Source organism: Oceaniferula spumae, from assembly GCF_042849255.1.
Classification (GTDB): domain Bacteria; phylum Verrucomicrobiota; class Verrucomicrobiia; order Verrucomicrobiales; family Akkermansiaceae; genus Oceaniferula; species Oceaniferula spumae.
Map to the genome: position 1 here is coordinate 3,469,210 of NZ_AP026866.1, position 12,677 is coordinate 3,481,886.

Below are 12,677 nucleotides of genomic sequence, written 5' to 3' on the forward strand. Positions count from 1 at the left end.
TAAAAAGGTTAATATTGTGGAATATGTAATACAATGGGCGGGTTTTTTGTATTATTAGATGATCGCCTCTAATCTATACAACCGACACAGTAAGAACGGGTTATGGTATTTATTAGGGGGCATCCATCGGTAGAGATTCAAAAAATAGATGTAGTATTATTTTATTAAAGATTAATTAAATATCTTGCGAAACTAGCCTCCAATTGGAGTGGATAGTGAATAAATGACATGGTCCGGGCGGTTCGAAGGTCGGATTATTTTGCCCGTGAAGTTAATTTGCCGTGCATGAGCTGAATGCCTCATGCAGGCTCTAGGGCATGACGATCCGCCTGAAACATCTCTACATTTCTCCTGACCACAACTACTTCGGTAGGCACGGCAAAGGCGCTCTGGATTATGCGATTGAGGAAAAACAGAGCATCGAATGTGTGGCGGGCAAGGGGATCGTGGACGACCGGTTTTTCGATTATGAGCCGGACTACAAAGGCCAAATCACATTCTTTGATTGGGTGATTTATGAACGTGTTCGGGATGAAATTGTGAAAGGCTCTCTGTCTCCATCAGCTTTCCGCCGCAATGTCATCGTCGAGGGTGTTGATCTCAATGAATTAATCGACAAGCGCTTCACGATCGGAGACCTCGAATTTACCGGTTCCTGCGAGTGCAAACCGTGCTATTGGATGGATCAGGCCTGTGCGCCGGGGACTCACGAATTTTTAAAAGGCTACGGCGGCCTGCGCGCCCGCATCGTCAAAGGCGGTGAGTTGAAGATCCGTGACTATGATCTGAACGTCATCGGCGAGATTGAACCGGAAATCAGCAATGACTGAGGAATCCACAGAATTTGAAATCTGGAAATACGACGCCGGTGAGTTGAGCTCCTTCTCTGATCGGGCCGCTGCGGAGGAGCCGCTGCAGATCACCGTCGATGGCACGCCGGTGGCAGTGGTGATGCGAACTCCGGGGCACGATCACGATCTGGTGACAGGCTTCCTGCTCACTGAGGGTTTGGTGAACGATGCCACAGGAGTAAGTCGGATTGATTTGGAGGCTAAAAAGAACCATGCGCTGGTTTTCCTGAGCGACGACATCGTGCTCGATCACGCCAAGCTCAGCCGAAATTTGTTCAGTGCTTCTTCCTGTGGGATATGTGGTAAGGCGAGCATCGAATCGATTCATCAACAAGCGGAGCCGGTAGAGTCGGGGTTTTCGATCACTGCCGAGGTTGTCATAGGCATGCCTGCTGCCCTGCGTGCCGCACAAGAGGTCTTCGAGAGTACCGGAGGATTGCACGCCGCAGCTCTGGCGGATTCCGACGGTCAAATTCTCGTGTTGCGCGAAGACGTCGGGCGGCACAACGCCATCGATAAAGTCATCGGCTGGGCCGCGGGTGAAAATGTCGACCTGACTCAAACATTCCTGCAGGTCTCCGGTAGGGTGTCATTCGAGGTCATGCAAAAGGCGCTCATTGCACGTATTCCCATGGTCTCTGCGATATCGGCCCCTTCTTCCTTGGCCGTGGAATTTGCCCGTGAGAGCAACCAGACGCTGATCGGGTTTTTGCGACCCCCATCGTTCAATGTCTATTCTTGTCCGGAAAGAATCACCTGACAATCCGTGAGGACACACACTTCGAGATTCCACTCTTGCTATGTGATAGTTTGAAATGCGAGAGTTGACGGTCTCGTAAATACCTCGATTCTTATTCTTATGAAACTCCACACCCTATTCTTTACTCTTGGTCTCGCCGGCTCTGCGCTTCCAGTGGCAGCCAAAAGCCCGAACATCCTTATCCTCTACGCAGACGATCTGGGATACGGCGATCTCGGCTGTTACAATAAAGACAGTAAAATCCCGACCCCACACCTCGACAAACTCGCCAGCGAAGGCGTCCGTTTCACCGATGGCCACTCATCCTCCGGCATCTGTACTCCGTCCCGCTACGCCTTACTCACCGGACGACACCACTGGCGTGATTTCCATGGCATCGTCAATGCGATGGGAGACAGCGTGTTTAAGCCCGAGCGCCTGACGCTACCTGAAATGCTGCAAAAGAAGGGTTACAAGACTGCGGCGATTGGAAAATGGCACCTGGGCTGGAACTGGAAAGCGATCCGTAAGCCGGATGCAGAATCTAAAGACGGAGTCACAGGTAAGAAAAAAAAGAAAATCAAGGTGTTCGGACCGGATGCCTATGATTGGACCAAATCCATCCCCAATGGTCCGCTCGATCACGGCTTCGATTACTACTTCGGCGACACGGTGATCAATTTCCCTCCCTACGCATGGATCGAGAACGACAAGCTGGTGAAAGCTCCCGACACCATGATGGACACCTCCAAGTGGAAAAAAATCAAAGAGGGAAACTGGGAGTGCCGGCCAGGGCCGATGGTGTCTGACTGGGATCCCTATCAAAACATCCCCGTCACCACCCAGAAGGGAGTCGAGTACATCAAAGCGCAGGCGAAAACCGATCAGCCGTTCTTCCTCTTCTTCGCCTACCCGTCACCGCACGCGCCGATCATTCCCAACGATCAATTTGACGGAAAATCAAAAGCCGGCCCTTACGGAGATTTCGTTTACGAAACGGATGACTCCATCGGCCAGCTCCTGACTGCACTCAAGGAAAGCGGTCAGGCTGATAACACTATCGTGATTTTCTCAGCCGACAATGGTCCTGAGAAATACGCCTACGAGCGTGATAAAAAATACGACCACTGGTCGTCGAAACCACTGCGTGGGCTGAAGCGCGACATCTACGAAGGTGGCCACCACGTGCCATTCATCATCAAGTATCCTGGCGTCACCAAAGCCGGCAGCACGAACACTTCGCTGGTTTCACAAATCGATATCATGGCGACACTGGCCTCCGTGGTTGGTTTCGATCTGCCCGAGAAAAATGCCGCCGAGGATTCACACGACCTGCTGCCATTGCTTAAAGGTGAGGCTCAATCCGTGCGCAGCTCACATGTTCACAACACCCGTGCGAACCAATACGCCATCCGTCACGGCGACTGGGTTCTCATCAACGGCAAAAATGGCTATCAATCTGGTCGCAATGCCGAATGGGAAAAGAAACACGGCTACGAAGCTGACGACAAACAGCCAGTGGAGCTCTATAACCTGAAAGAGGACATCTCTCAAAAACACAACATCGCGGACAAGCACCCAGAGAAGGTCAAAGAACTAACAGACCTGCTCAAGCGCATCCGTGAGCAAGGTTACTCAGCACCGCGATTGGCTAAATAATAGCATCACCACATCTCATGAAATCCCTGATCACGCTCCTCCTCGGCAGCCTGCTTGTCTGCAGCATTCAGGCGGCCAAGAAGCCTAACATCATCATCATGATGGTGGATGACCTTGGCTATTCTGACTTCGGTTGTTACGGCAGCGAGATCAAAACACCGAACATCGACAGCCTCGCGGCCAATGGGATTCGCTTCCGTGAGTTCCATAACACCGCCAAGTGCCACTCGTCACGCGTCAGTCTGCTGACCGGTCTCTACAGCGATCAGGCAGGGGACTCGAAGCTGAACCGTGGTGTGACGATTGCCGAGGTGCTGAAAAAGTCAGGTTACTCAACGTCCATGGTCGGCAAGTGGCACCTTACTAAGGAACCGACCGATCGTGGTTTTGAAAAGTATTTCGGCCACCTCTCCGGAGCGACGAATTTTTTCAAAGGGGACGACACCTTTCGCCTCAATGGCAAGCCATGGTCGGACTTCGGCGATGATTTCTACACCACGGATGCCAATATCGAGTTTGCCACCCGCTTCCTCGGCGAGTCGCTGAAAGAGACGCCCGACAAACCCTTTTTCCTCTACATCGCCCACAACGCACCGCACTATCCACTGCATGTTAGAAAAGAGGACTACAAGAAATATGAAGGCGTTTACGATGTCGGCTGGGATGAAATTAGAAAGGTCCGATACCAGAAACAGTTAGAAATGGGATTGATCCCCAATGAGTGGAAACTTGCCCCCCGGCCAGAGCTTGTGCCGGCGTGGGAGGATCTAACTGATAAAGAAAAAGCCTGGGACTCACGCCGGATGACCGCTTTTGCCGGCATGGTCGACCGAGTGGATCAAACCACAGGGAAACTCATCAAGTTTCTCAAGGAAAAGGGAGTCTATGAAAACACCCTCATCATGATCTGTTCCGACAACGGAGCCTGCCCCTTTGATCGCACTAAGCGTGCCGAGAAAGAACCGTGGGATCCGGATTCCTACTGGTGCTACGACACCGGCTGGTCACATGTCGGTAACACACCCTTCCGCCTGCACAAACAAAACCAACACGCTGGCGGCATCAATTCCCCGATGATTGCGCACTGGCCGGCGGGCATCACAGCGAAGACTGGCTCGATCACTCCGCAGCGCGCCCACCTGATCGACTTCATGGCCACCTGCATCGACCTCGCGGACACCGAGTATCCCAAGTCATGGCCTGGCATCGAGCTGGAACCGCTGCAAGGCCTCTCACTCAAGCCCATTTTTGAAGGCAAGACCCGCGACCCTCACTCCTCGCTCTTCTTCCGCTTTGCCACCAATCGCGCCATCATTCAGGGCGATTGGAAACTAGTCACCCACCGAGCCTCACAATGGGAACTCTACAATCTGGCCAAAGACGGCACCGAACTCAACAACCTCGCCAGCCAGCATCCTGAAAAAGTAACCGCGCTCTCGAAGCTCTGGCACCAACAAGCGACGGAGCAAGGACATCTCAAAGGCAAGGTAGTGGTTCCCGTTTCGGAGAAAACGCCGCCGCTTTTGAAGAAGTCCGGAGTGCCAGCCAAAGGGAAGCAGGGTAAAGGCGATGGAAAGCGATAAAACTTGAGTTTTTCCTCCGTCCGCCTACTCAGCGGGTATGTCATTCCAGTCACTAGGGCTTCACAAACGCATTCTTCAGGCCACTGATGATGCCGGCTACACCACCCCCACGCCCATTCAGGCCAAAACTATCCCCGCCATTCTCACCGGCCGGGACTTGATCGGTCTGGCCCAGACTGGCACCGGAAAGACCGCCGCATTCACCCTGCCGCTGCTTTCCCAACTGGTGGAAAACAATCACGAACTCACTGAGCGGGCGGCCCGCGTGCTGATCATCGCTCCCACCCGCGAGCTGGTGCAGCAGATCAACGACAGCATCCGGACCTACGGAAAATTCACCAACCTCCGCACCGCCATCGTCATGGGCGGGGCGAGTGAAAAACATCAGATTGAAAAGCTGAAGAGCAACGTCGACATTGTCATCGCCACCCCAGGCCGATTGATGGCATTGATGCAAGACGGCCACTGCAACTTTGGAAAACTCACCCACCTCGTGCTGGATGAGGCCGACCGAATGTTAGACATGGGTTTTCTGCCCGACATTCAGGAAATCACCGCCAGCCTGCCCAAGCGCCGCCAGAGCCTGCTTTTCTCCGCCACCTTCCCCCAGCAAGTGGAGCGACTTTCCAAGTCCATCCTCAAAGACCCGCAAACTATCGAGATCGGCGAGCGCAGCAACCCGGCTGAAACGGTCGACCAGTACCTCTACCCCGTGCCGCAGCACCTCAAGGCACCCTTGCTGATTCATTTGTTAGAAGACCACCAGTTCTTCTCCGTCATCACCTTCGTGCGCACCCGCGAGGATGCCGATACTCTCACCAAAGAACTGCGCGGTGCCGGAATCGAAGCTGAAGCTATTCACAGCGATCGATCCCAAAACCACCGCGCCCGAGCACTGAGAGATTTCAAAGCCAGCAAGCTCCGGGTGTTAGTCGCCACCGACATCGCCGCGCGCGGACTGGACATCCCCAACGTCACCCACGTGGTGAATTATGATTTCCCAGGCCAGAGCGACGACTACATCCACCGCATTGGCCGCACCGGTCGGGCAGGAGCCGAGGGCTGCGCCATTACCTTCATCACCGACAACGATGGCGAACGCCTCAAGAAGCTAGAGCGCCACATCGGCAAAACTCTGGCCAGACGCACAGCAGAAGGTTTCAACTACAAGGTGCCAGCACCAGAGGAGGAAAAAGACAAACGCTTCGTCAAAAGGCAGCCCAAACGCCACTCATCGGATCGTTTTGAAAACTCACCTCGCGGCAAAGCGAAGAAGACCGCCAAGAAGACGGCAAAAAAGCGCACGGACTGGCGGAAGCGGAAGTAGTCAAGAACACGGAGCCTGGGCTGCGGCCTTGGTTCGGATGGTGAAATCGTTTCCGTACATTTGCCGCGTTGGGGAGATTCCGGAAGCAGCGGTTCTATTCGATGATCTTGTTTGCTTTAAGCCACAGGGTGGCGGGAGTGAACCAGTCGCAACCTCTCATTCCGTGGCCGCCGCCTTTGAAGAGTTTCAGATGCACGGTGCCTCCGGCCTTCTTCAGCCTCTTGGCATATTCCGTGCCGCCGATGCTGAACTTGTCGTCTTTGGAGTAGGTGAGGAAGGTTGGGGCAACCTTGTTTTTCATGGGAAACAAAGCCTCATCGAATTCGAGATCCGACTTCCTGCCCTGAAAATAGGCGGCTGATCTCGCAATGACAAAGTTGGGATTGCACCTCACTCGGTCGGCATCGTCGATGGGTTCATAGACCTTTTGCTGGTAGTTCTGAGAGAGACGCACGCATAAGTGTCCTCCGGCCGAATTTCCCTGAAGCCCAATCCGGTTGGGATCAATGTTCCATTTGTCAGCCTGATGTCGGATCAAGCGGACCGCTCTCTGGATATCTTTGAAAGCCGCATCAGGATTGTCAGGGACGGTGTATTTCAGAAGGAACAGGCTGATGCCCAGATCGTTCCATTTCTTGATCTCTTCTTCCGGGCGATAGCTCAGCTTCTTGTAGGCACCGCCCGGGCAGAAGATGACAGCTGCTGTTGGTCGGTCACTTTTTGCCAAATAGACGGTCAAATTCGGATCGAGAACATTGGTGACTGATATCTTGTCCTTTCTAACAATCTGTTCTTCACGGAGTCGGTTCTTCTCGACACCCACCATCTCAATCGGCCAAAGCCGGATGACCGGCTTATCCGGCTCCGCTGAAACTCCGGTCACGATTGAGAGAGTCACCGCCAGAAAGATGGTGAGTGAATAGAACCGAGCTCTTTGTTGCATGGGGAAATGTGTTTAGAGTTCGTGGAGAACGTCAGAACATAGCCACCCACTACCGGAGAGCGATCGTTGATTTCAGGTGAAGGTTTTTGACTTCACTGTCTCGGAGGAAATGGTTCGCGAATTAGCTCCCTTTGAGCTGTGCAGCCATACGTGATCGACTTTCCTAGCCCATCTAGTCCCGGAAAGAGAGTTTTGTAGGAAACGCCTAATTCATATAGTTCTGCCTTGATTGCCCCGAATCTGGCCTTTGGGATTACACATGATGTAACTGCAAGCTCTTCAGGCAATACTTTAGTAAAGTGGTGATCGTATTGAATCTTTTGGTAAAACTCCATTTGTGGATGAAGCGTGAAGCAGGATGACTGCGCCGCTAGTCGGCGGTCAGTGTAAGTTGGCATATAAAATCGGAATGGGCCAATTTCTTGGTCGAAATATTTCGTGTCTTGTTCGTCAACATTGTCGTAGTCGTAGATTTGAAAATCGTAGATCTTGCCGCGATGTATTCTCGCATCAAATTCAGTATTTGTATTCTCAACCGCGAAGAACAACGAAACTAGTGGGTTAGTTGTCCAGTCTAGAAGACGAGTAGGAATTCCGTGATGTTGGGCTAGGGCCATCCATTCGATCTCAGATGAGGGAGTTGCCGTGAGCCAAGCGTGGGCTTCACGTTGAAAATCACGAATCATTTGGTGTTCTAGCTCTGCCAGTGTAATGCTGGAAGGTCTGTGCTGCCGAAATATCGAAGGAACTAGAATGGCATCATACACGTCGCCGTCCACGGTTCGGCGTTTGTCAGGCTGTGCTCGGTATATAAACGTGGCAATGTCAGGTTGACCTTTTCTCGCAAAATCAATGAAGTCAGAGAGTAAGTTGATCTTCATGGTGGTCTATATTGCTTACAGGTTTTTAGTCGTTAAGGGAAATGGGGCTTAACTGGTGATTGAGTTCTAAGTCTGTTGGGGTGATGTGTATGGCTTGAATATCTATTTTGATTGTTTGGACTGTAGTCTGTTAGTCTCAGGTGCGGCAAGAGAAATGATTATTATGGGAGCGCAAGTTGCAATATGAGCTCGGTCGGGTGCATGACCCAGAAACCGGCACTAGGACCTTGTCGCGGATTTACATGCTGGTTAGGTTGCGTGTCCCAATCGCTTCTAACATGAAAAAAATCCCCTTATTGCTCACATCCCTCGCCCTTTGTTCTGTCCTGCATGCCAGCCCTACAGAGGTGCGGGAGTGGAATACAAGTTCGGGGCACAAGGCGAAGGCGTCTGCGACGCAGGTGAAGGATGGCACGGTTTATCTCAAGATGGACAATGGTAAGACGGTGAAGCTCGACATGTCCAAGTTGGTCGAGGCCGATCAGAAATTTATCCAGAAGCACTTCGCCATTCCAGATGCGACCACGCCAGCGCCCGGCAGCGATGCCAAGCAGGCGGAAGGTTTGGCTTATCCCTTGGGTCAGATGCAGGGACCGATCGATGCCGGTGGCGGATCGTCTTACTTCGTTTACCTGCCAAAAAGTCTGAAGCAGGACCGCCCGGCACCGTTGATCTTTTTCTGTGCTCCCTGGGGTGCCAAGAACGCTGGGTTCATCAAGGGCATGACCGATGTGGCCGATCGCTTTGGCTGGGTGGTCGCCTTATCGGTGAATTCCAGCAATGGCAAAGGCAGCGTCAACAATGCCAAGGCCAACACCAAGCACTGCAAAAACAGCCTCGATCATCTTTTCAGCACACTGCCGCTCGATGAGCAACGGCTCCACTTCGCAGGGCATTCCGGCGGCGGTGCTCAGTCGTTTATTAACACCACCATCAGGCCCGCATACGGCGTGATGCCTAGTGCTGCTTACCTTCTCTCTGGGTTAAGTCCACGCGCGGAGGTGGTTTATGGAATTGGTGGTGGCTATGACTTCAACCGCTACGTCACGGCGCAGGCGGTCTCACGTTTCAGGAGAAACGGTTTTCACCGCATCAGTCCAAAGGGTCATCCGCGTGCAGCGGATAGTTATCGGGAAGACGGCATTTTCTGGATGAACTGCAGATATCTCGGTGAGGAAAAAGAGAACCATGAAGAGGAGAGCAAAGATTTTGAATATGCCTCTCTGATCTGGCTCAAGGAACTGCAGGAAAGCAACGCGATGCGAGCCTACTCCAACGCGGTTGTCTTGAGGGACTACTATCAGCCCGAGGGGCATAACGCGACCGTGCTACAGTTATTGATTAGCGAACTGGAGAAGGCTCCTGATAACAAGACCTATCACGAAGCCCTGCTGGCACTCGATGAGCTATCCGAGAAGTATCTCACGGACTCAGGTGGTGGCTCGTCCATGCGGCGTTTTGATGCGAAGCTGGCCAAGCAAGCGGAAAAGCTCGGAGAAACCTATGGCCACATTCCAGAGGTCGCAGCCATCCTCGAGGCGCTCAAGAAAAAGACGGACGGTCTGTAGGCGAGTAGGAAATCGTCCCGCTTTCGCACAAAGCTACGGGCGGGCAGGCAAGCCGATTTTGGACAAAGCGGTGCCGAGTCACGCCAATAAAAAACCCACCCTGCGTGCGCAAGGTGGGTTTGGGAATGGATTGGACGGGGCGACTGGAGAGTCGCCGTCACGCTTATGCGCCGATGCTGAAGCGGGCGAAGCGGCGGATGGTGAGGGTGTCACCGATCTCTTTGCCGACTGCGGCAACTTGCTGCTTCACGCTGACCTTGTCGTCTTTGACGAAGGCTTGGTCGATCAGGCAAGACTCGGAGAAGAACTTGTTGATCTTGCCAACGAGGATCTTTTCGATGATTTCGGCTGGCTTGCCTTCGGCTTCGAGCTGCTTGCGGTTGATTTCGTTTTCTTCCTCGATGGTGGAGGCGTCGAGATCGTCGCGGGTCAGGCCGGCTGGGTTAAGGGCTGCGATGTGCAGGCAGATGTCGCGTGAGAGTTCTTTGAACGCGTCAGTAGATGCGGACTCTTCTTTCTCAGCGCCAAGCTCGAGGAGAACGCCGACTTTGCCACCCATGTGGATGTAGCTGTCGATGGCGCCGTTGCCTTCAAGGTTGTAACGTGTGACACGCTTGATCTTGATGACTTCACCGAGCTCGGTGAACTTGGCTCCAAGGGCGTCTTGCACGGTGCCGTCTGCGTAGGAAACAGCGGCTGCTGCTTCGGCGTCAGAGGCGTCAGACTCGGAGATGGTTTTGATGATGTCGGTGACAAATGCGCCGAAGCCTTCGTTTTTGGCAACGAAGTCGGTCTCGCAGTTGACTTCAGCGAGCAGGCCGCTCTTGCCACAGCTGGAAACGTGAGCGGAGACGAGGCCTTCGGATGTTTCGCGGTCGGAACGACCAGCGGACTTAACGATGCCTTTTTCGCGAAGCAGCTTTACAGCAGCGTCGAGGTCGCCTTCAGTTTCGGTGAGGGCTTTTTTACAGGCCATCATGCCTGCGTTGGTGATTTTGCGGAGCTCTTGAACAGCGGATGCGGTGATCATAATAGGTATTGGTTAAATAGGTATTAGGAAATTGGGAACTAGTGGCGATTTGGGATCGCCAGGCTAGAACTAGTCTTTCTTGACGGCGATGGAGTCGACCAGATTCTGAAGGATCAGACGGATCGAGCGAGTGGCGTCGTCGTTACCGGGGATGGGGTAATCGATCACGCCAGGATCTGCGTTGGTATCAACGATGGCGATCACAGGAATGTTCAGACGGCGGGCTTCAGCAACGGCGATGGTCTCACGAGCGGAGTCGACGATGACCATAGCGGCAGGAAGGTTTTCCATGTCACGCACACCGCGAAGGTTGCGCAGAAGTTTTTCACGCTCACGGCCGAGGGCGGAGAGCTCCTTCTTGGACATTTTCTTGAAGTCAGGGGACTTCTCGATGTCTTCGAGATACTTGAGGCGCTCAACAGAGCGGCGGATGGTGGCGAGGTTGGTCAGGGTGCCACCAAGCCAGCGGTGGTTTACGTAGTGCTGGCCAATGGCTTCAGCAGCTTCGCGCACGGCGTCTTGTGCCTGGCGCTTGCAGCCTACGAAGAGGACTTTCTTGCCTTTGCTGGAGAGTTCTCCGAGGAAATCGGATGCTTTATCGAGGCATCTTACAGTTTCCTCGAGGTTGATGATGTAGATCCCACCTTTGTCCTTCATGAGGTAAGGCTTCATTTTCGGGTTCCACTTGCGGGTCTGGTGTCCGTAGTGAACGCCAGCTTCTACCATTTCGTTAATCAGTTCGTTGACCATTGTATTTTTGTTGTCCCCCCTTGAATCAGGGTGGCTCTGGTTGGGTTGGGAAATCCACCGCTTATCCAGCTCATTCTCAAATCTGAGCGAGCTAAGTCCTTCAATTTCCCGTAGTTGATGAGGCGGCGTGCCAAAGGCTGGCGGGTTCCTAGTGGATGGGTCCTGTTTTGACAAGATATTTCTAGTTGCAAAATAGGAAATATCGAACAGTTCACGCGCCCCCGATGTCTGTGTCTGTATCGCCTCTGATATTTACGTTATGAAACTATTAAAAAACCTTAAGTTGTTAGCCGCCCTTGTTGGATTCTGTTCATTCCTCCTTCCAGCCCACGCCGGGGTGATCAAAAGCGGCGATGCTGTCAAAATTTCCCTCAAAGGAGTTCCCGCCAGCGAGCAGGTCAAAGTCGACGGAGAATACCGAGTGCGCGACTCAGGAAACATCCGCATCCCCATCATCAACGTCAACATCCAGGCCGCCGGCAAAACGCCGGAGCAGGTTGAGCGCAATATCGAGGCTGCCTTCAAAGCGGCTGAAATCTACACCTCGCCAACAATCTCTCTCCAAGTGATTGAGGGTGAGAAAAAGATGATCCAGATGGTGCTCAGCGTGGGTGGCCAGGTGAAGAAACCGGGACGAGTGCAGTACCGCGAGGGCATGACGCTCGCCGAGGCAATTCAGCAAGCTGGCGATCGCACTCCCTTCGCCAGCAAATATCTCTACCTGACCCGCAAGAACAAGGAGGGCAAGCTCATGCGCTACAAATACGACTTCAAAGAGCCCAAGTCGCAGACATTGTTAGTATTCCCCAACGACGTCATCACAGTGCCACAGAGAGGCGGGATTATTGATCGTGGGTAATGCCCGTTGATCTATTCCAACCTGCACGGCACCAGAATGCCGTCTATCGTGACTTTGGCTCTGGGAGGCAATCTTAGTGATGCCCCTCTTTGCGTTTGTGGATACCTACCGAGTTTCCGTCAGGGTCTAACACAAATGCCATATGGCAGACTGGGGTTTCTATCGGCCCGAAACCAAATTCGACACCAGCCGCTTTGAGTTCGGCTATGGCGTTGTCAAAATCATCGACTTCCAGTCCCACGCTACAGCCATCCGAGCTAGGGTTCATGCCTGGAGCCTTACCGATGGCCAGTGTGCCGGCACCAATATCATACTCCACCCAATGAGCACCATCGTGTTCACTGTCCATGGTGCACGTCAGCCCGAGGATTCCTTCGTAAAAAGCCCGTGATTTTTCCATGTCGGTGACCGGATAGCAGGAGAATGCGATTTCTTGAATTTTCATATAGAAGTTACTCTACCATGCAGGGCACGAGGATTCCATCTT

At 53.0% G+C, this 12,677-nt stretch carries 12 protein-coding genes; 7 read left to right on the forward strand and 5 right to left on the reverse strand.

From position 1 onward, the window contains the following. The first annotated feature begins 317 nt into the window (after window positions 1–317). The 5 genes from ACSPJT_RS14680 to ACSPJT_RS14700 all read left to right on the forward strand — a co-directional run bounded on the left by ACSPJT_RS14680 (window position 318) and on the right by ACSPJT_RS14700 (window position 6,159). Entirely contained in the window at window positions 318–830 is a 513-nt protein-coding gene (locus ACSPJT_RS14680) for an MOSC domain-containing protein (RefSeq protein ID WP_435893308.1), read from the forward strand. Next, window positions 823–1,611, forward strand: coding sequence for a formate dehydrogenase accessory sulfurtransferase FdhD (gene fdhD, locus ACSPJT_RS14685; protein ID WP_435893309.1), 789 nt, complete (start codon window positions 823–825; stop codon window positions 1,609–1,611). Before ACSPJT_RS14680 ends, fdhD begins: the two co-directional genes overlap by 8 nt. Window positions 1,612–1,710: 99 nt before the next feature. Beyond that, entirely contained in the window at window positions 1,711–3,249 is a 1,539-nt protein-coding gene (locus ACSPJT_RS14690) for a sulfatase family protein (RefSeq protein ID WP_435893310.1), read from the forward strand. A 17-nt stretch (window positions 3,250–3,266) separates the two neighbouring features. After that, on the forward strand, window positions 3,267–4,832 hold the full coding sequence (locus ACSPJT_RS14695; RefSeq protein WP_435893311.1) for an arylsulfatase: 1,566 nt from the start codon (window positions 3,267–3,269) through the stop codon (window positions 4,830–4,832). Window positions 4,833–4,869: 37 nt separating this feature from the next. Continuing rightward, window positions 4,870–6,159, forward strand: a complete 1,290-nt coding sequence (locus ACSPJT_RS14700) for a DEAD/DEAH box helicase (RefSeq protein WP_435893312.1) — start codon at window positions 4,870–4,872, stop codon at window positions 6,157–6,159. A 94-nt stretch (window positions 6,160–6,253) separates the two neighbouring features. On the opposite strand, the gene ACSPJT_RS14705 is transcribed toward ACSPJT_RS14700, so the two are convergent. Further along, window positions 6,254–7,102 (reverse strand): alpha/beta hydrolase, encoded by an 849-nt coding sequence (locus ACSPJT_RS14705; RefSeq protein ID WP_435893313.1) that lies wholly within the window; start codon window positions 7,100–7,102, stop codon window positions 6,254–6,256. 92 nt (window positions 7,103–7,194) lie between these two features. Then, window positions 7,195–7,983: an FRG domain-containing protein gene (locus ACSPJT_RS14710; protein ID WP_435893314.1), complete on the reverse strand. Its 789-nt coding sequence runs from the start codon at window positions 7,981–7,983 to the stop codon at window positions 7,195–7,197. Window positions 7,984–8,261: 278 nt separating this feature from the next. Here ACSPJT_RS14710 and ACSPJT_RS14715 point away from each other — a divergent pair, with 278 nt between their 5' ends. Further along, on the forward strand, window positions 8,262–9,551 hold the full coding sequence (locus ACSPJT_RS14715) for a hypothetical protein (RefSeq protein WP_435893315.1): 1,290 nt from the start codon (window positions 8,262–8,264) through the stop codon (window positions 9,549–9,551). A gap of 163 nt (window positions 9,552–9,714) precedes the next feature. Here the strand turns inward: ACSPJT_RS14715 and tsf are convergent, their stop codons facing one another. Both tsf and rpsB read right to left on the reverse strand, forming a co-directional pair. Beyond that, window positions 9,715–10,581 carry a translation elongation factor Ts gene (gene tsf / locus ACSPJT_RS14720; RefSeq protein ID WP_435893316.1) on the reverse strand — a complete coding sequence of 289 codons (867 nt, stop codon included), beginning with the start codon at window positions 10,579–10,581 and terminating at the stop codon, window positions 9,715–9,717. Between the two features lie 69 nt (window positions 10,582–10,650). Next, window positions 10,651–11,331, reverse strand: coding sequence for a 30S ribosomal protein S2 (gene rpsB / locus ACSPJT_RS14725; protein WP_435893317.1), 681 nt, complete (start codon window positions 11,329–11,331; stop codon window positions 10,651–10,653). A gap of 259 nt (window positions 11,332–11,590) precedes the next feature. On the opposite strand from rpsB, the gene ACSPJT_RS14730 reads away from it, so the two are divergent. Then, window positions 11,591–12,190, forward strand: coding sequence for a polysaccharide biosynthesis/export family protein (locus tag ACSPJT_RS14730; RefSeq protein WP_435893318.1), 600 nt, complete (start codon window positions 11,591–11,593; stop codon window positions 12,188–12,190). Window positions 12,191–12,263: 73 nt separating this feature from the next. Here the strand turns inward: ACSPJT_RS14730 and ACSPJT_RS14735 are convergent, their stop codons facing one another. Then, on the reverse strand, window positions 12,264–12,635 hold the full coding sequence (locus ACSPJT_RS14735; RefSeq protein WP_435893319.1) for a VOC family protein: 372 nt from the start codon (window positions 12,633–12,635) through the stop codon (window positions 12,264–12,266). Window positions 12,636–12,677: the final 42 nt, after the last annotated feature.